Genomic DNA, 22,099 nt, shown 5'->3' with positions numbered 1-22,099 from the left:
TCAGCTCGTGCAGTGAAGACGCCATCACCTGTTGCGTTTGCTTCACGTCCTGCAGCGATAAATCCGTCGCCTGCTGCGCCTGTTTCAGCTCGTGCAGTGAAGACGCCATCACCTGTTGCGTTTGCTTCACGTCCTGCAGTGATAAATCAGTTGCCTGCTGCGCCTGTTTCAGCTCGTGCAGTGATGATGCCATCGCCTGTTGCGTTTGCTTCACGTCCTGCAGTGATAAATCAGTTGCCTGCTGCGCCTGTTTCAGCTCGTGCAGTGATGACGCCATCACCTGTTGCGTTTGCTTCACGTCCTGCAGCGATAAATCAGAGGCCTGCTGCGCCTGTTTCAGCTCATGAAGAGATGACGCCATCACCTGTTGAGATCGCTGCATTTCTTGCTGTGAAAGCCTGATAACCGTTAAATCATCGTGCGAGTGTCTGTTTTTCATCCCAGTATGCATCTCATCCTCCCTGAACACGGTGTCGTTCTCCGTCGGCTATTTTATGCTCACTGGCGAGGAGATTAAACCTGTCTGCGTAAAAATAATACCGCCTGTTATTAATTTTCAGAGCGACTGCGCAAAAACTGGGTTTAGCCCTGTCTGAGCTGTGATAACGAACAGAGTAAGCGCCAGATAATGCCCGCCAGTTCCGTTTCCTGTTCTTCCTGAGCACGGCTTAACATATCAATGCGCTGCTGCAGCGTGTTGAGCGTGTCATTGAGTGAAACGTGATGAACACCGCGCTCGCTGATGATGGTTTGCAGATCCTTCAGAACCGCATCGCGGATTTGCGCCAGTTCAGGCGTTCGAGGGCGCCATTCGCGCAGCTGCCAGGCAATATGCGAACAGTTCAGTAGTACCACTCCCCAGCGCAACAGCCACAAACGGGCCTGATCGTTACGGCTGTTATTGAGCTGGTCAATGCGGTGGTAGATCAGTGACTCAAAACTGTCCTGATTGAGCCGTGGGTGCCTGCCTAACTGGTCAACGAACTCCCGGCGTAGCGAACGGATGTGGCGCCGACTGCGGCGTTTGTCCGAGCTGGGGCGAAGAATATGAAAGGCTATCCAAACCAGCATCACGCCGCAGACTTTGGCCAGGTTATCATTGATAAAGCTTTGATAATCATAGGTGGGTGGATTAGTTACGGCGAGGAAAGAGCCCATAAAGACGATCAGCTGACCCCAGAGTGCCGCCCGTTTTTTTTGCTGAAGTTTGAACAGTTGTAAAGTTAGCAGCAGTGGAAATAGCACAATAAGGAATTGCCACAGAACGTTAACCTGCACCATCAGGCCAAATTTCATGACAAAGCTGAATATCGACAGCAGGCCAAGGGTTTTTAACAACAGCGAAACGCTGCTGGTAGGGGAAGGGGATGATGAGTAAAGCACGCAGCTAATGGCTGCCAGCGTCAGGGCTGACGGTCCCGACTCCCACTGAGTAGCGATAGAAAAACTACATCCCAGTAAAATAACGCAGAAAGTGCGTAAGGCATTCCACCCCGCTTCGGCGCCATCGGCCTGGCGCGCCAGTGGCGGTGAGGGGGGAGGCGAAAGCCAGGCCTGGCTATCTGCGCGTTCAAACTGTCGTAACCAGCGCGAGATATTCAGATACAGCCAGCAGAAATAGCGTAAACGATTCCAGAAAGCACGATGCCGATAATCCGTGCGGTCCTGCGGAGCCGCAGAGCGCAGAATTTGTGCCAGCCGGTATTTGTCAGCATCCCCGCGGGCTAACTCGGCCAGCATCTGATGCATAGCGCTAAACAGCACCTCGGGCGGATTTTCCCACAGTAGCAGCATTCGCCGCAGGCTGGAGATGACGCTGGTCAGGCGCAGCTGTTGGTGGAGGATATAGTTGAGTACATTGTTTTGCCGCCGAAAACGATAATGGCTCCAGAATGCCTGAATACGTAACAGGTTCATCGTCAGGATCTGGCCGATAACGTTCTCATGGGCTTGGCGGATATTGTCGGTGCTTTCACGCTGCAACAGCAGGGTAGCGTGATCCAGCAGCTTGCCGTGCATCTCTTTCAGCGAGCGAATCAGCGCATCACCATCTGAGGTGCTGGGCAATATCATCATCATCAGGCCGCCGCAGAGGATCCCGGAGATAACCTCGCAGACGCGTGCCTGAGCGATAGTCCAGATATCATCGATTTCAACCACGTTGACGCTGGTAAACGCGATGATTGCTGCAGTATAACCCGCCAAAGAAAAAGCATAAGCGACGTTATTTTGATAATGATTCGACACCCAGGTGCAGAGCGCCAGCCAGCCGGCAATGGCCACAGCAAAAAGCCATGGGTCATTCAGGGTATGCCCGGCAATAATCAGCGCGGCAGCGGCCCCTAGCATGCTGCCGACAATACGGCCCAGGCTTTTACTGATTACGCCGCCCAGGGTAGGGAAACTGACTACGGCAGCGGAGGTCATTGCCCAGTAGGGTTCATCCAGCTGTAACCCGTAAGCGATGCTCAGCGCCAGACACATGGCAATTGCGTTGCGCAGGGCATAGCGCCATTGGCCACTCGTGGCTTTGATCCACGGAAGTTGCTGCCATTCCAGCCAGCTAAAATTCATCAGGGCCTCAGTGCTGGATCGAAATGGTACAGGTTGTTCCGGCAACCAGCGATGCGTCCGGAGGGACGTTCGCAAGCTTTATTCGCACGGGAACACGCTGTGCCAGCCTGACCCAGGGAACATTCGGTTTGATATCCGGCGTCAGCCCGCTGTCAGTTTCTACGCTTTGATCGTAGATAGCCCGGCCAATGCTTTGCACGGTTCCTGCGAGTTGACGGTCGTCGCTGTAGAGACGAATATTGGCCTGCGCACCGGGTTTGATGTGGCGCAGCTTGGTCTCTTCAAAATAGCCGACAACATAGAAAGAGTGGCTATCGACCAGCACAAACAGGGGCGTTCCGGTGGTGGCGTAATCGCCGATACGCGTAGCCAGATTATTGATCCAGCCATCGGTGGGCGCATAAACCACCGTTTGTGACAGATTCCACTTAGCCTGATCCAGCTCCGCCTGCGCAGCTTTCGCGGCTGAATCCATCGATTTTGCCTGCAGGTTGGCCGCATCGAGATCTTCTGCGGAAATCACATTACGCGGCAGGTTCTGGCGGCGGCGGGCTTCATGCTCTGCTTTGACGAGGTCAGACTGCGCCTGCGCCAGCTTTGCCTCTGCATTGAGCACGGCAATCCGGAAAGGTTCATCATCCAGCGTGAACAGCCGCTCCCCTTTGTGAACAAACTGGTTGTCCTCAACGTCCAGCTTCTCAATTCGTCCGGAAACCTGCGGCGTGATGCTCACCAGTTCAGCACGCACCTTGCCATCACGGGTCCACGGCGACTGCATGTAGTAGTTCCACATCCACCAGCCCGCCGCGATCGCAGCAGTGAAAAAAATCAGGGTTGAAAAGTACTTCAGTGAACTCAGTTTCATAGTCTTACCCGGTGATTAATAGCCACAGCGAAGCTGCTACGCAGAGAATGAACAGCGAGAGATCCAGCAGCGTGGGGTGCCAGATTTCACCTGAATACATCCAGTCTCGCAGCAGAGGGTGAAGCAGCAGCCAGATGAAAAAACCGAGTAAAACGGCTTTAAACAGCGGTGGAAAATAGAGCGAAGCACCCAACACCAGGTCGGTGAAGGGACTTGCTGAGGGCAAAAGTGATGTTATCAAACGCTGAATCCTTCTTCCCGGTGCGTTGCAGGCGACCGACAACTTAATACGACATCTCTAAGGATGGATTTGTATTTTGTCCTGTAAACTCGCAGAATAGTCTAGAATGAGGCGTGATAGCTAGCAAGCTAATTATAAGGAGTTGAAATTGGATACCCCCTTGGGAACCGACCTTGCAAGATTAGTACGCATCTGGCGTGCTCTGATCGATCAGCGACTCAAGCCGTTGGAGCTGACGCAAACCCACTGGGTTACGTTGCATAATATCCATCAGCTTCCGCCTGAGCAGTCGCAGATTCAGTTAGCAAAAGCCATTGGTATCGAACAGCCTTCTCTGGTACGCACGCTGGACCAGCTTGAAGAGAAAGGTTTGATTACGCGCAGCACCTGCGCCAGTGACCGCAGGGCGAAACGCATCAAGCTGACACAACAGGCCGAGCCGATTATCACTCAGGTTGAGCACGTTATTGACGCCACTCGCGATGATATCCTCGCGGGCATTTCGCAGGCGGAGATCGACAAGATGGTGACGCTGATCGCCAGGTTGGAAAAAAATATCCTTGAACTTCAGGGAAAAGACGAATAAAAAAACCGGCTTTCAGGCCGGTTTTTTTATCATACGAGCGGATTGCGGATTAGCGTGGGGAAACGGTGACCTGGCTGCCGTTTGACGCCATGGAAACACGCTGGCCAACGGCATAACGGCTGGCTGCCTGTTTCTGTACCACCATGATGGTGTTGCCATCATCCTGACGGATTTCCAGCTCGACACCCTGGCTCTTGTTCAGAGAGCCCTGCACGCCCTGGCCTGCTACACCACCCGCCACGGCACCGGCTGCCGTGGCAAGGCTGCGCCCGGTACCGCCACCGACGGTGTTACCCAGGAAACCACCCAGCACTGCACCACCAATCGCCCCGATAATATTGCTATCATCGCCACCCTGGATCTGTACCGGACGCACAGAAACCAGCGTGCCATAGGTCACTCTCTGCACCTGTTTCGCTTCAGAGGCACTGTAAACATCACCGGAAAGGGTGTTGTCATTTACACAGCCAGCTAGCGTCATCCCGGCAAGCGCCACCACGACTAAACGCTTCATCATAATAGAACTCCTATCTGTTACAGGTGCTGCCAACCATAGCAGCGGTCAATAGCATTATTATATGGCACAACCGGCACGTTACTCACTAATAGTTTGTAAAAGCACCGCAGAAACATAATGCAACGCGATTAAACGTCGCTTCAATCACAACATAAAATGCCAGATAAATTTCATCGCCAATTAAAGATGCCTAAATCATAGAATTGCGGCGTTAATTTTGCCAGGCTGGGAGCATGAAACTCACACCCGGGTAGGGGTAAAGCATGAAATCAGGGCGCTACATTGGCGTGATGTCCGGTACCAGTCTTGATGGTATTGATGTGGTACTGGCCGCCATTGATGGTCAGATGGTGGCACAGCAGGCAAGCTACAGTCATCCCATCCCTCAGGAACTGCGCTTGCAGATCCTTGCGATATGTCAGGGACAGTCGCTGACGCTTTCACAATTAGGCCAGTTGGATACCCGCCTGGGACGACTGTTCGCCGAGGCCGTGCAGGCGTTGCTGAAACAGCAGGGGATCGCCAGCGAGGAGATTGTCGCCATAGGCTGCCACGGTCAGACGGTGTGGCATGAGCCGCTGGGGGATGCGCCAAACACTCAGCAGATCGGCGACAACAATCAGATTGCTGCCGCGACGGGGATTACGGTAGTGGGCGATTTCCGCCGCCGCGATATGGCCCTTGGCGGGCAGGGTGCGCCGCTGGTCCCGGCGTTTCATCACGCAGTGCTCAGCCATCCCACCGAGCGGCGAATGGTGCTGAATATCGGTGGCATCGCCAATCTTTCCCTGTTACTGCCGGGCAAAACGCTGCGCGGTTTTGACACCGGTCCCGGCAATATGCTGATGGACGCCTGGGTCTGGCGTCAGCAGGGGCTGCCATACGATAAGGATGGCGCATGGGGGGCATCGGGCAGCGTAGTCTGGCCGCTGTTGCAGCAGATGCTGAGCGACCCGTACTTCGCCCTGGTCGCACCGAAAAGCACCGGACGAGAATACTTCAACCTCAGCTGGCTGGAACAGCAACTCTCCACCTTCCCGGGGCTGGCAGCGCAGGATGTGCAGGCGACGCTGGTGGAACTGACCGCCACCACGATTTGCGAGCAGGTATTGCTGAGCGGCGGTTGTGACCGTCTGCTGGTGTGTGGCGGCGGCGGGCGTAATCCACTGCTGATGGCGCGCATTGCGGCGCAGCTGGCGGGAACCGAAGTCAGCAGCACGGACGAGGCAGGGATCGGCGGAGACGATATGGAGGCGCTGGCATTTGCCTGGCTAGCCTGGCGCACGCTGAGCGGCCTGCCGGGCAATCTGCCCTCCGTTACCGGCGCGCGAGAAGCCTCTGTTATCGGGGCAATATTCCCGGCAAACCGTCCAATTCGCTGATTGCATCGTCTGAAACGGCACTCTACCCTGAGTGCAGAGTGGAGAACTAACAAGGAGTGAATGATGAAAAAGTGGTATCTCGCAGGCTTACTGGTTGCCCTGTCTGGCTGTAGCTATTTCCAGCCTGAGGATCAAGAGCAGGTGCAAACACTGCATTATACCTGTGGCACCCTGCCGCTGACGGTGAAGCTGGATAACAGCAAAGAGGAAGTGAGCCTGATTCTGGACGGTGAACAGCTGGTTCTGAAGCAGCAGGTTGCGGCTTCCGGCACCCGCTACAGTGACGGTCATTATACCTTCTGGTCAAAGGGCGACAGTGCCTTTGTTGAGCGCAACGACCGAATAATTATTAACGACTGTCAGCAGGTTCCAGCCCGTTAACTGATTGAAATATTGCAGGGTGCGGCGCACAATGCCGTATCCCTCACTACTCAGAAGCCGCAATGATGACCGACAGCGATCACCTGCAACAAATAGCCCATCTGCGCCGTGAATATACGCGCGGTGGCCTGCGCCGCAAGGATCTTCCTGAAGACCCGTTGAGCCTGTTTGAACACTGGCTTAACCAGGCGGTTGAGGCCCAGCTGCCGGATCCGACGGCCATGAGCGTCGCGACCGTAGACGAGCAGGGCCAGCCCTATCAACGTATCGTGCTGCTCAAGCATTTCGATGCTCAGGGTATGGTGTTTTATACCAATCTGGGGAGCCGCAAAGCGAAGCAGCTGGAAACCAACCCGCGCATCAGCCTGCTGTTCCCATGGCATATGCTGGAGCGCCAGGTGATGGTGCTGGGCAGCGTTGAACGCCTGTCGACGCTGGAGGTGGTGAAGTATTTCCACAGCCGCCCGCGCGACAGCCAGCTCGGTGCCTGGGTGTCAAAGCAGTCGAGCCGCATTTCGGCGCGTGGCGTGCTGGAAGGCAAGTTCCTCGAGCTGAAGCAGAAGTTTCAGCAGGGCGAGATCCCCTTGCCGAGTTTCTGGGGTGGCTACCGCATCAAAATCGACTCAATGGAGTTCTGGCAGGGGGGTGCTCACCGCCTGCATGACCGATTTTTCTACCAGCGCGAAGGCGATGCGTGGAAAATTGACCGACTGGCACCGTAAACACGAAATAATGCCGCTAAGCGCTGGACCAGCCCGATCCCGCGCTTTATTCTATACCCCTTATTTTTTCTCCGCGTTTCAGCGGAAAGCTGTGTACCAGCCCAGGTGCAGACTTTTTTTACATGGAGTCTTAGATGGCCAGCAGTAACCTGATCAAACAATTGCAAGAGCGGGGCCTTGTTGCCCAGGTAACGGACGAGGAAGCGTTAGCAGAACGACTGGCACAGGGGCCAATCGCTCTCTATTGCGGTTTCGATCCGACTGCCGACAGCTTGCATTTGGGGCATCTGGTGCCGTTGCTCTGCCTGAAGCGTTTTCAGGATGCCGGACACAAGCCTGTGGCACTGGTCGGTGGGGCCACCGGTCTGATCGGTGACCCGAGTTTTAAAGCGGCCGAGCGCAAGCTGAACACCAGCGATACCGTGAATGAGTGGGTGGAAAAAATCCGCCACCAGGTAGCACCGTTCCTCGATTTTAACTGCGGTGACAACAGCGCCATTGCGGCCAATAACTATGACTGGTTTGGCGGCATGAACGTGCTGACCTTCCTGCGTGATATCGGCAAGCATTTCTCTGTGAATCAGATGATCAACAAGGAAGCCGTTAAGCAGCGCCTGAACCGCGATGACCAGGGGATCTCCTTCACCGAATTCTCTTACAACCTGCTGCAGGGCTATGACTTTGCCTGCCTGAACGAGCGTCACGGCGTGGCGCTGCAGATTGGGGGTTCCGACCAGTGGGGCAACATTACCTCCGGCATCGACCTGACGCGCCGCCTGCATCAGAATCAGGTCTTTGGCCTGACCGTTCCGCTGATCACCAAGTCAGACGGCACCAAATTTGGCAAGACCGAAGGTGGCGCAGTGTGGCTGGACGCGAAGAAAACCAGCCCGTATAAGTTCTATCAGTTCTGGATCAACACCGCTGACGCTGACGTTTATCGCTTCCTGAAGTTCTTCACCTTTATGAGCATTGACGAGATCAATGCGCTGGAAGAAGAAGACAAAAACAGCGGCAAAGCACCCCGCGCCCAGTATGTCCTGGCCGAGCAGGTCACCAGACTGGTGCACGGCGAAGAGGGCCTGGTGGCGGCTAAACGCATCACCCAAAGCCTGTTCTCCGGCGCACTGAGCGAGCTGACAGAGCAGGACCTGGCGCAGCTGGCGCAGGACGGTATGCCGGGCGTGGAGCTGGAGTCCGGTCAGGATCTGCAGCAGGCGCTGGTTGATTCTGAACTGGCCCCCTCCCGCGGGCAGGCGCGCAAACTGATTGATGCCAAATCCGTCAGCATTAACGGCACGCTGCAGACTAACGCCGAGTATGCGTTTAGCGCTGATGACCGCCTGTTCGATAAGTACACGCTGCTGCGCCGCGGTAAAAAGAACTACAGCTTAATCAGCTGGAAATAATAAAATCGGTCGGGGTTTTGCTCCGTCCCTAAGCCGGTTAACGCCGGCTTTTTTAATGGCAAGAAAGGTCAGGTTAGCGCGATGAAAAACATTCTCTCCATCCAGTCTCATACGGTCTTTGGTCATGCGGGTAACAGCGCAGCAGAATTCCCCATGCGTCGCCTTGGCGCAAACGTTTGGCCGCTGAATACCGTACAGTTCTCCAACCATACACAGTACGGCCACTGGACCGGTTCCGTGATGCCGGCCAGCCACCTGACGGACATCGCGCGCGGGATTGGTGATATTGACCGTCTGAAAACCTGCAATGCCGTGCTTAGCGGCTATCTTGGCTCCGCCGAGCAGGGCGAAGCTATCCTTGAGATCGTGCGCATGGTGAAAGCCGCCAATCCGGACGCCTGGTATTTCTGTGACCCGGTGATGGGGCATCCGGAGAAAGGCTGTATTGTGGCGCCGGGCGTGGCGGAGTTTCATACTCATGCCTCACTGCCAGCCAGCGACATCATTGCACCAAACCTGCTGGAGCTGGAAATGCTCAGCGGCCGTCAGGTGGCGGACGTGGCAGAAGCGGTAGCAGCTGCACGCGAACTCATTGCCCGTGGGCCAAAAGTCGTGCTAATTAAGCATCTGGCGCGAGCCGGCTATCGCAGCGATCGCTTTGAAATGCTGCTGGTGACGGCCGATGAAGCCTGGCACATTGCCCGCCCGCTGATCGATTTCGGCGTGCGCCAGCCGGTTGGCGTGGGCGACCTCACCAGCGGGCTGCTGCTGGTCGATCTGCTGCACGGCCTGTCTCTCCAGCAGGCGCTGGAGCACGTGACGGCAGCGGTGTATGAGGTGATGCTGAAAACGCATCAGATGGGCGAGTATGAACTGCAGCTGGTCGCGGCGCAGCAGGCGATTGCCGAGCCGCAGCAGCACTTTGCCGCGGTAAAACTGTAAGAGAAACGGGCAGGGCAGAAATGCGCCTGCCCGTTTTGTTAATTCAATCCTTCCGCTTTCAGGGCCGCCGCCACCGCAGGCCGCGCCGCAACCCGTTCAAACCACTCGTTAAGTGCAGAGAACCCGCTCAGATCCAGCTTGATGGCATGAGCCCAGCGCGTCACGGTAAACAGATAGGCATCGGCGACGGTGAAACGCAGCCCCAACAGCCACTGCTTCTCCTTCAGCTCATTATTCACGTACTGGAATTTCTGCAACAGCTGTTCCCGCGCCAGGGTTTTTACCTCTTCGGGCGTGGTGGGGCGAAACAGCGGGCTGAAGCCTTTATGCAACTCGGTCGCGATAAAGTTGAGCCACTCCAGCGTGTGGTAACGGGTCAGGCTGCCTGCCGGTGCCAGCAGCTGGCGGTCGGATTTCAGGTCCGCCAGATACTGCACAATCGCCACGCCCTCGGTCAGTACCGACCCGTCATTCAGCTCCAGCGCCGGGACCTGACCCTTCGGGTTGATCAGCAGGTAATCTTCCCCCTGCTCGGTGGTTTTAGCCTTCAGATCGACATTCACCAGCGTAAAATCCAGCCCGGTTTCACGCAGTACAATGTGAGGTGACAGCGAACAGGCTCCGGATTTGCAGTACAGTTTCATTACTTGCTCCTTATCGTCAGTGGCGCAGATCCCTTCAGCTTAACCCTGGCTGGTCAAAAAGCCAGCACAACCTTGAGTGGCCAGGCAAATTAATTGCTGATTATTTAACCCAGCGCAAGCTCTCAATCTTCGGCAGCCTGGTGCGGGCCAGATCCCAGAATGCGCGCACCCGCGCCGGCATGTATTTTACATTTTGCGCCACCAGCTGGACCGGAACCGCCGGTGGGCGATATTGCGCCAGCACCTCGCTCAGTACACCCGTTTGCAGGTCGTCATAAACCTGGTAGGAGAACAGACGCGCAATGCCTTTACCTGCGCGGCAAGCGACAAGCTGGGTTTCCACGTCGTTGACCGTCACCCTGGGGGTGATGCGCACGCGTTCCTGCTGGGCCTCGGCGCGAAAACGCCACTCTCTTTGCTGAGCAGGGATCGTCCCTGCAATAAGCGGGTGATCTGCCAGCTGTCCGGGTATTTCCGGCGCACCGTGGGTCGCAATATAGTGCGGGCTGGCGACCAGCACGCGCTGCACGTGGCCGACCTCAGTCGCCACCAGCGAGGAGTCGCGCAGCTGTCCAATTCTGACGGCCATATCCAGCCCCTGCTCAATCAGGTCCTGGTAACTGTCACTCAGCATCAGCTCAATCTGGATATCGGGATAGATCGCCATAAAATCCAGCAGCAGCGGCGCAATATGCTTACGGCCAAACATCACGGGCGCGGTTAAACGCAGCTTACCGCTCAGCTGATTGCGGGTGGTGCTTTCTAAGACCTGCTGATAATCCTCCAGCAGCACGGTTGCACGCTCATACAGGGCTATCCCGGCTGGAGTCGGCGACAGACGCCGGGTGGAGCGTTCAATCAGGCTGAGGGCAAAACGCCTCTCCAGCGCCGCCAGCGTGCGCGTAATCGCCGGAGCAGAGCGCTGTAATTTGCGTGCGGCGGCGGCCAGGCTGCCCTGCTGCACCACGGCAACAAACACCGCCAGCTCGTCCAGTTTATCCATCACTGTTCCACTTTTCGTAATTATGAATTGTTATTTTTGCCCGTTTACGCCGATTTCTGCAAGAGTAAGCTTAATCAACTCAAACTGAGGAGATGACAATGACAGGCTTAACTTTATATGGCACCGAGCTATCCGGGCACGTTCATCGCGTCAAACTGCTGCTGAGTATGCTGAACCTCTCTGCGGACTGGGTAGAAGCCGATGCTGGCTACAGGCAAAGCGCGCAGTTCCTCGCGCTTAACCCGCTGGGCCAGATCCCGGTGCTGGTGGAGGGTGATACGGTGATTACCGACAGTAATGCCATTATGATCTGGCTGGTAAAACGCTATGCCCCCGCAAGCGGCTGGCTGCCGCAGGAGTTGTCGCAGGAGGTGGCGGTGCATCAGTGGCTGGCAAAAGCGGCTGGCGAGATCCGCTACGGCGTGGCGTCGGCTCGCCTGATTAAGCAGTTTGGCGTGGCGGAAAACTACGACTCAGCGCGGGCGGTGGCGGCAAAATTCTTACCCCAGCTGGAAGCGCACCTGAGCAGCAGGCAATGGCTGGTCGCTGAGCGTGCAACCATTGCCGATCTCGCCTGCTATGCCTATGTCGCCCGTGCGCCAGAAGGGGGTATTTCGCTGCGTCACTATCCCGCAATCCAGCGCTGGCTTCAGCGTATTGAAGCGCTGCCGGGCTTTATCGCACTCCCGGCACTGCCGCTGCCGGCGGAGGAGTGAATATGTTCCATCGGGGGGAGCAGCAGGCGCAGGAAAAGGCCAGGTATCAGCGGGTGAAAGCGGCGATCTTCCCGACGATGCCGGAGCAACATCGCCTGTTTTATCAGGAGCTGCAGACCTTTTACCTCACCTTTGCGGGTGCTGACGGTTATCCGGTTGCCGCGCTGATTCAGGGGGCTCAGGGGTTTATTGCCACCCCGGATGAACAGCATCTGGATATTTCGCGCAGCGCGCTGCATAACTTGCCGTATCTGCCCGCTATCCAGCCCGGCATGCCGTTTGGCGGGCTGGGCATCGACCTGTCTAACCGGCGGCGAAATCGCGTCAACGGGGTGGTTGAGCGTATTGACCAGCACAGCATGCGCATTCGCGTGCAGGAGAGCTTTGGTAACTGTCCGCAGTATATTCAGCGACGGGTGCTGCCACCCCCTGACAGCAGGCGTCAGCCAGGGGTGGAGCCTCTTGCCGCGCTGGATGCCGATGCACGCTATCTGATCGCCGCTGCCGACACCTTTTTTGTCGCCAGCCACGCCAGGCGCGCAGGTGGGGTGGGCGGCGCGGATATTTCCCATCGTGGAGGAGTGCCGGGATTCATAACCCTCAGCGAAGGTAAGCTGCTGATCCCGGACTACAGCGGCAATCGCTATATGAATACGCTGGGTAACATACTGCTGGAGCCGCGCGTGGCGCTACTGGTTATGGACTTTCAGCAGGGAGCGGCGCTGCATATTCAGGGGCGGGCGGAAGTGTTGTGGCAGCGGCCGGGAGAGGGGCGGGTAGAACGCTACTGGACGCTGGCACCGCAGCGCATCCTGCGCCTGCGTCAGCTGCTGCCCGCGGCAGGGTTGAGCGTGGAGTATGCGGATTCTTCGCTTGCAGCGGGCGACGAGCAATAAAAAAGGGCGACATTGCTGCCGCCCCGATCATTACCGCGTCAGCCGTCAGGCTTTCACTTTCTCAGGAACCGGCTGTTCATCCTGCGTCATACGATTCAGCAGCGGAGCAACCAGAATCATCAGTACGGCAATCACGCCGGTGGTGATCCCAATCTTCAGGAACACATCGCCGTACACGTGCAGCGACAGCAGCGGATCGGTAATATTTTCCGGTACCGCCATCAGGTTCGCCACTTTACCGGCCACCATCGCTGCGCCAGCGGTAGTCAGGAACCACGAGCCCATGATGAAGCCCATCAGGCGCTGCGGCACCAGCTGTGCCACCATCGCCAGGCCGAGACCTGAAATCATCAGCTCGCCCACGCTCTGCAGGGCATAGCTGAGGATCAGCCAGTTAACCGACACGATACCGAGCTGGTTAGCAAATGACGCCCCCAGCGGCAGCACCAGGAAGGCGGCAGAACAGAGCACCATGCCCAGCGCAAACTTGTGCGGCATCGGCAGGCGGTCACCCATCTTGTTATAGATTGCGGCCAGCAGCGGGCTGAAAATCATAATCCAGAACGGGTTCAGCGCCTGGAACTGCTCCGGCTGGAAAGTGATACCCAGAATGCTGTGCTCAACGTTGCGAATCGCAAAGAAGTTCAGCGAGGTTGGCATCTGCATATACAACACGAAGAAGACAATCGCCTGCACCATCAGTAAGAAAGCAACAATCATCTTACGGCGCGCGGCACCCTGCAGAGCAAAGGCCTCTTTAGCGAACACCAGTACGATACCAACCGCAATCACCGCCAGCACCAGGCGGGCAATCTCCTGGTTGTGCAGCAGCCAGGTCGCCACGGCGATCATTACGGCAATACCGACCAGCGTCGCCAGCAGTTTACCGACGTTCAGCGGGGCAAAGTCTGCTTTGGAGCCGTAGCTTTTCACCCACTTACGGAAGAACATAAAGTTCACCAGGGTGATCAGCATCCCGACAAATGACAGCGCGAAGGCGGTGCTCCAGCCATATTTATCGGCCAGCCACGGAGTGGCCAGCATAGAGAAGAAGGAACCGATGTTGATCGCCATATAGTACATGGTGAACGCGCCATCGAGACGCGGGTCATCTTTTTCGTAGCAGGTCGAGAGCAGTGAAGAGGGGTTAGCTTTAAACAGGCCGTTACCGACGGCGATAGTCGCCATCCCGATGTACACCATCGCCTCGTCATGGCCCGACCACGCGACCAGCGCATAACCGAGCGCCAGTACCAGCGTACCCAGTACGATAACGCGCTTGGTCCCCAGCACTTTATCACCCAGCCAGCCGCCCACGGCCACCAGGCCATAGACCAGCGCACTGAAGGAAGCGAACAGGGTGATCGACTGAGCTTCGGACATGCCCAGCTGTTTCACCAGGTAGACCGCCATGATCCCCTGTAGTCCGTAATAGCCGAAACGTTCCCATAATTCGATAGAGAAGATCAGATAAAACGCTTTAGGTTGTTTGAAAGCGTTGAGGCTTGGTGCCTCGGGTTGTTTGTTTGCAGTTGACACTTGTACCTCTGAATTCTTGACCTGTTTTGTGGCAGGAATTAAGTCGACGCAACGCGGGACGTACGCTCGTCTTATAGTTATAGAAGTTGAAAAACGCCGGATAATTTCGCCGATCGAACCCACAGAGGCAAGTTTTTTTTCATCACCGTCATCGCGCATTTTTATAGCGATAACTGAGTGGTTTTTGTTATTCAATAGTTAAATATGCTGTTTTACAACAAGTAACCAACCTAAGTGAGGGTGAGTGGCGTGAAATTTGTTCATTATGCAGATAATTTCGCTAGCGCCTTCGTGTGTGGCGACATCTGCTGCACAAAGGTTTATCGATGGGTATTTATGCTAACTGAAGATCTAAAAACAGTGGTTATTCATAGTGCTAGCAAGATGAAGCAGGCGGAATTCATGCTAAACCCACTTTGAGTGATGTAGGTCACAAAAATAGCGATAATTTTTGATCTAAAAAAACGCCTCAGCCACATTAAAGGTTTTTATTGATTGAACGTTCAATATAAAACGTCTACAATTACTCTCATTCAATAGCCAAAACCGATGAAGCCGATGCCAAAAATAGGAATGAAGGCGATCCGTCAGGCGCAGTTAATTAATGCCACTCTGACAGTGATAGACCGGGTTGGGCTGGCAGATGCCAGCCTGGCGCTAATAGCGAAAGAGGCTGGGGTATCAACCGGCATTGTCAGCCACTACTTTGGTGACAAAAACGGTCTGTTATATGCCTGTATGCGCCAGATAATGTCAGACCTGTACAAGGCGCTGGAGCGCCACCGGGCTGATGCACAGGCGGACCCTCAGGCGCAAATTACGGCTATCATCAACGGCAATTTTGACGTAGCAGATATCACCTCACCGGTGCTGAAAACCTGGCTGGTGTTCTGGACCAACAGTTTACATCAGCCCAATCTGCATCGTCTGCAACGCATTAACGACCGCCGTCTTTATTCCAACCTGACGGCACATTTCAGTCGCGTGCTGCCGAAAGAGCAGGCGCGTGCCGCCGGAGCCAGCATGGCCGCACTTATTGACGGTACATGGTTACGGATGACGCTGACTTCTCAGCCGATGGAACAGGGCCTGGAGCAGGCTCGTTCACTCTGCTATCAAAATTTAGCGCTGTGGTTAACCAGCGCACCCACCCCTTAAAAGGAGGAGACATGGCCGAGTTGCAACGCCGTGGTTTATACATCAACGGACGCGAAGTGTCCGGAACGGGCGAAACATTCACCACCATCAATCCTGCCAACGGTGAAGTGCTGGCAGAAATTTCAGGCGCCAGCCAGCAGGATATCGATGCTGCCGTTGCCTCTGCGCACGCCGGGCAAAAAATCTGGCGCAGCTACACTCCGGTGGAACGCAGCCGCGTGCTGCTGAAAGCGGTTGAAATCCTGCGCGAGCGCAATCAGTCGCTGGCCGAGCTGGAAACCGCCGATACCGGCAAGCCAATCAGCGAAACGGCCGCGGTCGACATCGTTACCGGGGCAGACGTGCTGGAGTATTACGCTGGGCTGGCGGTGGCCGTTGAAGGCCAGTCAATCCCGCTGCGTGACACTGCACTGGTTTACACCCGCCGCGAACCCCTCGGCGTCTGCGCCGGTATCGGCGCGTGGAACTACCCGATTCAAATTGCCATGTGGAAAAGTGCCCCGGCGCTCGCCACCGGTAACGCAATGGTATTCAAACCCAGCGAAGTGACCCCGCTGAGCGCACTGGAACTGGCAAAAATCTTCACCGAAGCCGGTCTGCCGGATGGCGTGTTCAACGTGGTGCAGGGCGCGGGAACCGTCGGTCAGGGTCTGAGCCAGCATCCGCAGATCGCCAAAGTCTCTTTCACCGGGGAAGTCAATACCGGCAAGCGCGTGATGGCCGATGCGGCCTTAGCCAACCTGAAATCCGTCACTATGGAGCTGGGCGGCAAGTCACCGCTGGTGGTGTTTGAAGATGCCGATCTGGAACGTGCCGTCGACGGTGCGATGATGGCCAACTTCTACAGCAGCGGCCAGGTGTGCACTAACGGCACCCGCGTTTTCGTGCAGCGTTCACTGCTGCCAGCGTTCGAGCAGCGCCTCAAAGAGAAAATGGCCGGAATTCACTGCGGCGATCCAACCGATCCGGCGGTGAACTTCGGTCCACTGGTCAGCGAAGAGCACTGCCAGAAAGTGGTCTCCTACCTCGAGATTGGCAAGCAAGAGGGCGCACGCCTGCTGGCGGGCGGCTCGCGTATCAGCGAAGGCCCACTGGCGAAAGGGTGCTACGTGCAGCCAACGGTGTTTACCGACTGTAGCGATGAGATGCGTATTGTGCGTGAAGAGATCTTCGGGCCGGTGATGAGCATTCTCGCCTTCGACAGCGAAGACGAAGTTATCGCCCGCGCCAACAATACCGAGTACGGTCTGGCCGCAGGGGTGTTCACCACCTCACTGAATCGGGCACACCGCGTGATCCACCAGCTGGAAGCCGGCATCTGCTGGGTAAACAGCTGGGGTGAATCACCTGCGCCGATGCCGGTGGGGGGTTACAAGCAGTCGGGCGTTGGGCGTGAGAACGGCCTGGAAACGCTGCACCACTACACGCGTACTAAATCGATTCTGATTGAGATGGGCGACTATCCATCCGCATTCTGATTTTTCGCCGCGGCGTACGCGTCGCGGCACTCTTACCGGAGGTTTAATGCAGAAATTTGACTATATCATTATTGGTGCAGGTTCAGCGGGCAACGTGCTGGCAACGCGACTGACTGAGGATGCTGACGTATCGGTACTGTTACTGGAAGCAGGCGGCAAAGACCACCGCTGGGACTTCCGTACCCAAATGCCAGCCGCTTTGGCTTACCCGCTGCAGGGTAAACGCTATAACTGGGCGTTCGAGACCGATCCCGAGCCGCATATGGGCAACCGCCGCATGGAGTGTGGCCGCGGCAAAGGCCTGGGCGGCTCATCGCTGATCAACGGCATGTGCTACATTCGCGGCAATGCGATGGACTATGACAACTGGGCGAGCAAGCCCGGGCTGGAAAACTGGTCCTATCTCAACTGTCTGCCCTATTTCCGCCGCGCTGAGAAGCGCGACATTGGTGAAAATGACTGGCACGGTGGTGAAGGCTACCTCAGCGTCACCACGCCGAAAAAGGGCAATAACCCGCTGTTCCGCGCCTTTATTGATGCCGCGCAGCAGGCAGGGCACGCTGAGACCGATGACCTTAACGGCTACCGCCAGGACGGCTTTGGCCCGATGGATCGTACCGTCACGCCGCAGGGTCGCCGCTCCAGCACCGCGCGCGGCTACCTCGATGTCGCGAAACAGCGCCCGAACCTGACTATCATTACCCACGCGCAGACCGACCGCATTCTGTTTAGCGGTAAAACCGCCACTGGCGTCACCTGGTTGCGTAACGGTAAACAGGAACAGGCCGAAGCGGCGCGTGAAGTGCTGCTGTGCGCCGGGGCAATTAACTCACCGCAGATCCTGCAGCGCTCCGGCGTTGGCCCGGAAGAGTGGCTGCGCGAGCTGGATATTGATGTGGTGCATGCCCTGCCGGGCGTAGGTCGCAACCTGCAGGACCACCTGGAAGTCTATATGCAGTACAGCTGCAAAAAGCCGGTCAGCCTCTATCCGGCGCTGCAGTGGTGGAACCAGCCCGCTATCGGCGCAGAGTGGCTGTTTAACGGCACCGGCACCGGCGCCAGCAACCAGTTTGAAGCAGGCGGATTTATCCGCAGCGATGACCAGCCTGACTGGCCGGATCTGCAGTATCACTTCCTGCCGGTGGCGATCAATTACAACGGCAGCAGCCCGGTGAAGCAGCACGGTTTCCAGGCGCACGTCGGCCCAATGCGCTCCATGAGCCGTGGTCGCATCAAGCTGACCTCTAAGCACCCCTATGCCGCACCGTCGATCTTCTTTAACTATATGTCCGAAGAGCGCGACTGGGTGGAGTTCCGCAATGCGGTTCGCCTGACGCGGGAAATCATGCGCCAGCCGGCACTGGCAGAATACTGCGGTGAAGAGTTACAGCCGGGTATTAACGTGCAGAGCGACGAAGAAATTGATGCCTTTATCCGCGAACATGCGGAAACGGCCTACCACCCTTGCGGAAGTTGCGCGATGGGTAACGACGAGATGGCGGTGGTGGATGCAGAAGGGCGCGTACACGGTATGAACCAGCTGCGCGTGGTGGATGCGTCAATTATGCCGCAGATTACCACCGGCAACCTGAATGCGCCGACGGTGATGATTGCCGAAAAAATCTCCGATGCCATTCGCGGCAAAGCACCACTGCCGCTGTCAACGGCGGAGTATTATAAGCTGACCCGCTAGCCTTGATGTCGGGGCCGATCATCTTTTTCGATCGGCCCGCGCAATCGTAAAAAAAGGGCGGACCAGAAAAGCGGTCCGCCCCTACGTCGACAGGGCCGATCGGCCCTGTTCGCGCTTACTCGAAACAGACGCCCGGGTTTTCCGACAACAACACAAACTTCTTGCTGTCTTTATCCAGCGCGCGGATCACACCGCTCTCAATGTCATACACCCAGCCATGCAGGCGCAGTGCATTATTACGCAGGCCCACCGCCACGGAAGGGTGCGTTTTCATATTGTTCAGCTGCGCAATCACGTTCTCCTGCACCATGGCATTCAATTTTTCTTCTTCGCTGCTGTAACTCTTTTTCTCAACCACCGCTTTTGCTGCATCAGCGTATCGCAACCAGTGCGCGACCGCAGGCATCGGGTCCAGACACTGGCAGGAAGCGATAGCCTTCATGGCGCCGCAGTTAGAGTGGCCACAGATCACAATATCCGTTACGCCCAGTGCAACGACCGCGTACTCAATAGTCGCGGAAACCCCGCCTGGCTCTGGGCCAAATGACGGAACGATATTTCCGGCATTACGGATCACGAAGAGCTGTCCTGGGTCCTGCTGAGTGACCAGTTCCGGTACCAGACGGCTATCGGAGCAGGAAATAAACAACGCTTTGGGATTCTGGCTGGAGGCAAGAGTGCGAAATAACTCTTTCTGCTGCGGGAAAACCTCTTTCTGGAAGTTTAAAAAACCTTCAATGATGTGCTGCATAGCGAACTCTCTATTCTGGATCATGGCCGGATAGCAGGTGAAGCCGGTCGCATAATGAGGATAAAAGACAGGTCTAAAGCAAGGAATACCGGGCGGTTAGCCCGACATCCATTTTAGCATCAGACGGCCTAAGTGTAATCCTGGATCTGCTGACGTCACGCGGCAGGTTTCCTACAGATTTTTCATCCATTTCCAGCGGTAGAAATACGGCCGAGGGGTTAGTGAGATATCTAACAGTTTTTTATTGGAACAGTTAATACAAACGAATCAATATGAGCTGGGGTAAAAAAGGGGGTATAAACTTTTTTCATGTTTTTCTGAGTTTTCATTAGGAATGCTCTGAATTGTCATTCACGATTTCAATCAGTGACTTAACTAAAATAACAAGAAAATTCCTATATAAATCAGATCACAAAAACAGGTTTAGCATATTGCCCTTTCTCAGATGAGTGCTATATAGTCGCTTTTGTTCACACATGGAAAGTGTGCTTACCTGCGCTTTCCACGGCATGTTTAAAGGAACTAATATGAGCAACTCTTATCAGAACGAAATCCCTAAAGCGCGTGTAAATATCAAGCTTGACCTGCACACGGGTAATGCCAGTAAGAAAATGGAGCTGCCGCTGAAGCTGCTGGTCACCGGCGACTTCAGCAACGGCCAGGAGCAGCGCGTGCTGTCCGAGCGTGAGAAAGTCAACGTTAACAAAAACAACTTCGACAGCGTGCTGGCGGAGTTCTCCCCATCGTTAAACATCTCGGTTGAAAACACCCTGGCCGGTGACGGCAGCGAAGAGAACGTCAAACTGACCTTCAGCAACATGAAGGACTTCACGCCGGAGCAGGTCGCCCGCCAGATCCCTCAGCTTAAAGCCATGCTGGCAATGCGCAACCTGCTGCGCGACCTCAAAGCCAACCTGCTGGATAACGTCACCTTCCGCAAAGAGCTGGAAACCATCCTGAAAAACCCGGCACTCAGTGATGAGCTGCGTAGCGAACTGTCCGCTCTGGCGCCTGAAAAAGCCTGATCCCCCCTTCACGGAACGATATAGAGAGAATGCTGATGTCTGTGCAAAATGAAACCTCCTCTGCCGGTGCAAGCACCGTGCTGGATCGCCCTGCTGCGGGCGGCGTTTACGCTTCACTGTTTGAAAAAATCAACCTCAGCCCGGTGTCGCACCTCAGCGACCTGGATATCTGGCAGGACAGCCAGGCGATGTCCGATGCCAGCGTCGACGAGCGCGTGACCGCGGCGATGAAGGTGCTGGTCGAGTGTCTGAACCAGTCCGGTTCGAAAGTAGAGAAGCTGGATAAAACCCTGCTGGACCACCATATCGCGCAGCTGGACGAGCAGATCAGCCGCCAGCTCGATGCGGTGATGCACCACGATGCGTTTCAGCAGGTGGAATCCCTGTGGCGCGGCCTGAAGTCGCTGGTGGACAAAACCGACTTCCGCCAGAACGTGAAAATCGAAGTGCTGGACCTGTCGAAAGAGGATCTGCGCCAGGACTTCGAAGACTCGCCGGAAATCATTCAGAGCGGCCTTTACGCGCACACCTACATCGCCGAATACGACACTCCGGGCGGCGAGCCGATTGGCGCGCTGATCTCCTCTTATGAGTTCGACGCCTCGGCGCAGGACGTGGCGCTGCTGCGCAACATCTCCAAAGTGGCGGCCTCGGCGCATATGCCGTTTATCGGCTCCGCCGGCCCGCAGTTCTTCCTGAAGGACAACATGGAAGAGGTGGCGGCAATCAAAGATATCGGCAACTACTTCGACCGCGCCGAGTACATCAAGTGGAAGTCATTCCGCGAAACCGACGACTCGCGCTATATCGGCCTGGTGATGCCGCGCGTGCTCGGCCGCCTGCCGTACGGCCCGGATACCGTGCCGGTGCGCAGCTTCAACTACGTTGAAGAGGTAAAAGGCCCGGACCACGACAAATATCTGTGGACCAACGCCTCGTTTGCCTTCGCTGCCAACATGGTGAAAAGCTTTATCAACAACGGCTGGTGCGTGCAGATCCGCGGCCCGCAGGCCGGCGGTGCAGTGCAGGATCTGCCAATCCACCTTTACGACCTCGGCACCGGCAACCAGGTGAAGATCCCGTCTGAGGTAATGATCCCGGAGACCCGCGAATTTGAGTTCGCCAACCTCGGCTTTATCCCGCTGTCGTACTATAAAAACCGCGATTACTCGTGCTTCTTCTCCGCCAACTCGACGCAGAAGCCGGCGCTGTACGACACCGCCGATGCAACGGCGAATAGCCGCATCAACTCGCGCCTGCCTTACATCTTCCTGCTGTCGCGCATTGCGCACTACCTGAAGCTTATCCAGCGTGAAAATATCGGCACCACCAAGGACCGCCGCCTGCTGGAGCTGGAGCTGAATACCTGGGTGCGCGGCCTGGTCACGGAAATGACCGATCCGGGCGACGAGCTGCAGGCTTCGCACCCGCTGCGCGATGCCAAAGTGATTGTCGAAGATATCGAAGACAACCCGGGCTTCTTCCGCGTCAGGCTGTTCGCTATCCCGCACTTCCAGGTGGAAGGGATGGACGTCAACCTCTCTCTGGTTTCCCAGATGCCGAAAGCGAAAGCGTAA

At 56.1% G+C, this 22,099-nt stretch carries 22 protein-coding genes; 13 read left to right on the top strand and 9 right to left on the bottom strand.

What is annotated here, in order from left to right:
- From QLG07_RS06280 to QLG07_RS06265, 4 genes are all read right to left on the bottom strand, one after another.
- Nucleotides 1–361: hypothetical protein (locus QLG07_RS06280; protein ID WP_282468784.1), on the bottom strand; the 361-nt coding region annotated here is incomplete at its 3' end.
- 221 nt (nt 362–582) lie between these two features.
- Nucleotides 583–2,574, bottom strand: coding sequence for an FUSC family protein (locus QLG07_RS06275; protein WP_282468783.1), 1,992 nt, complete (start codon nt 2,572–2,574; stop codon nt 583–585).
- A 7-nt stretch (nt 2,575–2,581) separates the two neighbouring features.
- Nucleotides 2,582–3,439, bottom strand: a complete 858-nt coding sequence (locus tag QLG07_RS06270) for an HlyD family secretion protein (protein ID WP_133623525.1) — start codon at nt 3,437–3,439, stop codon at nt 2,582–2,584.
- A 4-nt stretch (nt 3,440–3,443) separates the two neighbouring features.
- Entirely contained in the window at nt 3,444–3,680 is a 237-nt protein-coding gene (locus tag QLG07_RS06265; protein WP_048916145.1) for a DUF1656 domain-containing protein, read from the bottom strand.
- A 142-nt stretch (nt 3,681–3,822) separates the two neighbouring features.
- On the opposite strand from QLG07_RS06265, the gene slyA reads away from it, so the two are divergent.
- A complete protein-coding gene (gene slyA / locus QLG07_RS06260) occupies nt 3,823–4,266 on the top strand; it encodes a transcriptional regulator SlyA (protein ID WP_166643177.1) in 444 nt (147 codons plus the stop codon).
- A gap of 49 nt (nt 4,267–4,315) precedes the next feature.
- On the opposite strand, the gene slyB is transcribed toward slyA, so the two are convergent.
- Entirely contained in the window at nt 4,316–4,783 is a 468-nt protein-coding gene (slyB, locus tag QLG07_RS06255; RefSeq protein ID WP_048916143.1) for an outer membrane lipoprotein SlyB, read from the bottom strand.
- Between the two features lie 263 nt (nt 4,784–5,046).
- On the opposite strand from slyB, the gene anmK reads away from it, so the two are divergent.
- The 5 genes from anmK (at nt 5,047) to pdxY (ending at nt 9,619) form a co-directional block, all read left to right on the top strand.
- A complete protein-coding gene (anmK, locus tag QLG07_RS06250) occupies nt 5,047–6,165 on the top strand; it encodes an anhydro-N-acetylmuramic acid kinase (RefSeq protein ID WP_282468782.1) in 1,119 nt (372 codons plus the stop codon).
- Nucleotides 6,166–6,225: 60 nt separating this feature from the next.
- Nucleotides 6,226–6,546: an MliC family protein gene (locus QLG07_RS06245; RefSeq protein WP_048916141.1), complete on the top strand. Its 321-nt coding sequence runs from the start codon at nt 6,226–6,228 to the stop codon at nt 6,544–6,546.
- A 65-nt stretch (nt 6,547–6,611) separates the two neighbouring features.
- A complete protein-coding gene (pdxH, locus tag QLG07_RS06240; protein WP_048916153.1) occupies nt 6,612–7,268 on the top strand; it encodes a pyridoxamine 5'-phosphate oxidase in 657 nt (218 codons plus the stop codon).
- 134 nt (nt 7,269–7,402) lie between these two features.
- Nucleotides 7,403–8,677 (top strand): tyrosine--tRNA ligase, encoded by a 1,275-nt coding sequence (tyrS, locus tag QLG07_RS06235; protein WP_048916140.1) that lies wholly within the window; start codon nt 7,403–7,405, stop codon nt 8,675–8,677.
- 81 nt (nt 8,678–8,758) lie between these two features.
- The gene (gene pdxY / locus QLG07_RS06230; RefSeq protein WP_048916139.1) at nt 8,759–9,619 is read left to right on the top strand and encodes a pyridoxal kinase PdxY; all 861 of its coding nucleotides are present in this window, start codon (nt 8,759–8,761) and stop codon (nt 9,617–9,619) included.
- Nucleotides 9,620–9,657: 38 nt separating this feature from the next.
- Here pdxY and gstA read toward each other — a convergent pair whose 3' ends face one another.
- On the bottom strand, nt 9,658–10,263 hold the full coding sequence (gstA, locus tag QLG07_RS06225; protein WP_282468781.1) for a glutathione transferase GstA: 606 nt from the start codon (nt 10,261–10,263) through the stop codon (nt 9,658–9,660).
- A gap of 100 nt (nt 10,264–10,363) precedes the next feature.
- Entirely contained in the window at nt 10,364–11,266 is a 903-nt protein-coding gene (locus QLG07_RS06220; protein ID WP_282468780.1) for a LysR family transcriptional regulator, read from the bottom strand.
- A gap of 98 nt (nt 11,267–11,364) precedes the next feature.
- Here QLG07_RS06220 and QLG07_RS06215 point away from each other — a divergent pair, with 98 nt between their 5' ends.
- Together QLG07_RS06215 and QLG07_RS06210 are read left to right on the top strand one after the other, a co-directional pair.
- Complete coding sequence (locus QLG07_RS06215; protein WP_282468779.1) at nt 11,365–11,982, top strand: glutathione S-transferase; 618 nt, start codon at nt 11,365–11,367, stop codon at nt 11,980–11,982.
- A 2-nt stretch (nt 11,983–11,984) separates the two neighbouring features.
- On the top strand, nt 11,985–12,878 hold the full coding sequence (locus QLG07_RS06210; protein ID WP_282468778.1) for a pyridoxamine 5'-phosphate oxidase family protein: 894 nt from the start codon (nt 11,985–11,987) through the stop codon (nt 12,876–12,878).
- A gap of 45 nt (nt 12,879–12,923) precedes the next feature.
- On the opposite strand, the gene dtpA is transcribed toward QLG07_RS06210, so the two are convergent.
- A complete protein-coding gene (gene dtpA / locus QLG07_RS06205) occupies nt 12,924–14,417 on the bottom strand; it encodes a dipeptide/tripeptide permease DtpA (RefSeq protein WP_282468777.1) in 1,494 nt (497 codons plus the stop codon).
- Between the two features lie 558 nt (nt 14,418–14,975).
- Here dtpA and betI point away from each other — a divergent pair.
- From betI to betA, 3 genes are read left to right on the top strand one after another with little or no spacing between them, the layout of a single operon-like run.
- On the top strand, nt 14,976–15,575 hold the full coding sequence (gene betI, locus QLG07_RS06200) for a transcriptional regulator BetI (RefSeq protein ID WP_048916133.1): 600 nt from the start codon (nt 14,976–14,978) through the stop codon (nt 15,573–15,575).
- A gap of 11 nt (nt 15,576–15,586) precedes the next feature.
- A complete protein-coding gene (betB, locus tag QLG07_RS06195; RefSeq protein WP_224750521.1) occupies nt 15,587–17,053 on the top strand; it encodes a betaine-aldehyde dehydrogenase in 1,467 nt (488 codons plus the stop codon).
- Between the two features lie 46 nt (nt 17,054–17,099).
- On the top strand, nt 17,100–18,746 hold the full coding sequence (gene betA / locus QLG07_RS06190; protein WP_048916132.1) for a choline dehydrogenase: 1,647 nt from the start codon (nt 17,100–17,102) through the stop codon (nt 18,744–18,746).
- 115 nt (nt 18,747–18,861) lie between these two features.
- Here betA and QLG07_RS06185 read toward each other — a convergent pair whose 3' ends face one another.
- Nucleotides 18,862–19,497 carry a carbonic anhydrase gene (locus QLG07_RS06185; RefSeq protein WP_048916131.1) on the bottom strand — a complete coding sequence of 212 codons (636 nt, stop codon included), beginning with the start codon at nt 19,495–19,497 and terminating at the stop codon, nt 18,862–18,864.
- A 527-nt stretch (nt 19,498–20,024) separates the two neighbouring features.
- Here QLG07_RS06185 and tssB point away from each other — a divergent pair.
- Together tssB and tssC are read left to right on the top strand one after the other, a co-directional pair.
- Nucleotides 20,025–20,522: a type VI secretion system contractile sheath small subunit gene (gene tssB, locus QLG07_RS06180; protein WP_133623533.1), complete on the top strand. Its 498-nt coding sequence runs from the start codon at nt 20,025–20,027 to the stop codon at nt 20,520–20,522.
- Between the two features lie 29 nt (nt 20,523–20,551).
- Nucleotides 20,552–22,099: a type VI secretion system contractile sheath large subunit gene (gene tssC, locus QLG07_RS06175; RefSeq protein ID WP_282468776.1), complete on the top strand. Its 1,548-nt coding sequence runs from the start codon at nt 20,552–20,554 to the stop codon at nt 22,097–22,099.

Source organism: Erwinia sp. V90_4 (genome assembly GCF_029967685.1).
In the GTDB taxonomy this organism is placed as follows: Bacteria; Pseudomonadota; Gammaproteobacteria; order Enterobacterales; family Enterobacteriaceae; genus Erwinia; species Erwinia aphidicola.
Note: the sequence above shows the minus strand (reverse complement) of the source record. Positions and strands in the feature narration are given on the sequence as shown.

Coding starts and splice junctions, on each gene's coding strand:
- QLG07_RS06275 (WP_282468783.1), bottom strand. CDS start 2,574: ATGAATTTTAGCTGGCTGGAATGGCAGCAACTTCCGTGGATCAAAGCC.
- QLG07_RS06270 (WP_133623525.1), bottom strand. CDS start 3,439: ATGAAACTGAGTTCACTGAAGTACTTTTCAACCCTGATTTTTTTCACT.
- slyB (WP_048916143.1), bottom strand. CDS start 4,783: ATGATGAAGCGTTTAGTCGTGGTGGCGCTTGCCGGGATGACGCTAGCT.
- anmK (WP_282468782.1), top strand. CDS start 5,047: ATGAAATCAGGGCGCTACATTGGCGTGATGTCCGGTACCAGTCTTGAT.
- QLG07_RS06245 (WP_048916141.1), top strand. CDS start 6,226: ATGATGAAAAAGTGGTATCTCGCAGGCTTACTGGTTGCCCTGTCTGGC.
- pdxH (WP_048916153.1), top strand. CDS start 6,612: ATGACCGACAGCGATCACCTGCAACAAATAGCCCATCTGCGCCGTGAA.
- tyrS (WP_048916140.1), top strand. CDS start 7,403: ATGGCCAGCAGTAACCTGATCAAACAATTGCAAGAGCGGGGCCTTGTT.
- pdxY (WP_048916139.1), top strand. CDS start 8,759: ATGAAAAACATTCTCTCCATCCAGTCTCATACGGTCTTTGGTCATGCG.
- gstA (WP_282468781.1), bottom strand. CDS start 10,263: ATGAAACTGTACTGCAAATCCGGAGCCTGTTCGCTGTCACCTCACATT.
- QLG07_RS06220 (WP_282468780.1), bottom strand. CDS start 11,266: ATGGATAAACTGGACGAGCTGGCGGTGTTTGTTGCCGTGGTGCAGCAG.
- QLG07_RS06215 (WP_282468779.1), top strand. CDS start 11,365: ATGACAGGCTTAACTTTATATGGCACCGAGCTATCCGGGCACGTTCAT.
- QLG07_RS06210 (WP_282468778.1), top strand. CDS start 11,985: ATGTTCCATCGGGGGGAGCAGCAGGCGCAGGAAAAGGCCAGGTATCAG.
- betI (WP_048916133.1), top strand. CDS start 14,976: ATGCCAAAAATAGGAATGAAGGCGATCCGTCAGGCGCAGTTAATTAAT.
- betB (WP_224750521.1), top strand. CDS start 15,587: ATGGCCGAGTTGCAACGCCGTGGTTTATACATCAACGGACGCGAAGTG.
- betA (WP_048916132.1), top strand. CDS start 17,100: ATGCAGAAATTTGACTATATCATTATTGGTGCAGGTTCAGCGGGCAAC.
- QLG07_RS06185 (WP_048916131.1), bottom strand. CDS start 19,497: ATGCAGCACATCATTGAAGGTTTTTTAAACTTCCAGAAAGAGGTTTTC.
- tssB (WP_133623533.1), top strand. CDS start 20,025: ATGAGCAACTCTTATCAGAACGAAATCCCTAAAGCGCGTGTAAATATC.
- tssC (WP_282468776.1), top strand. CDS start 20,552: ATGCTGATGTCTGTGCAAAATGAAACCTCCTCTGCCGGTGCAAGCACC.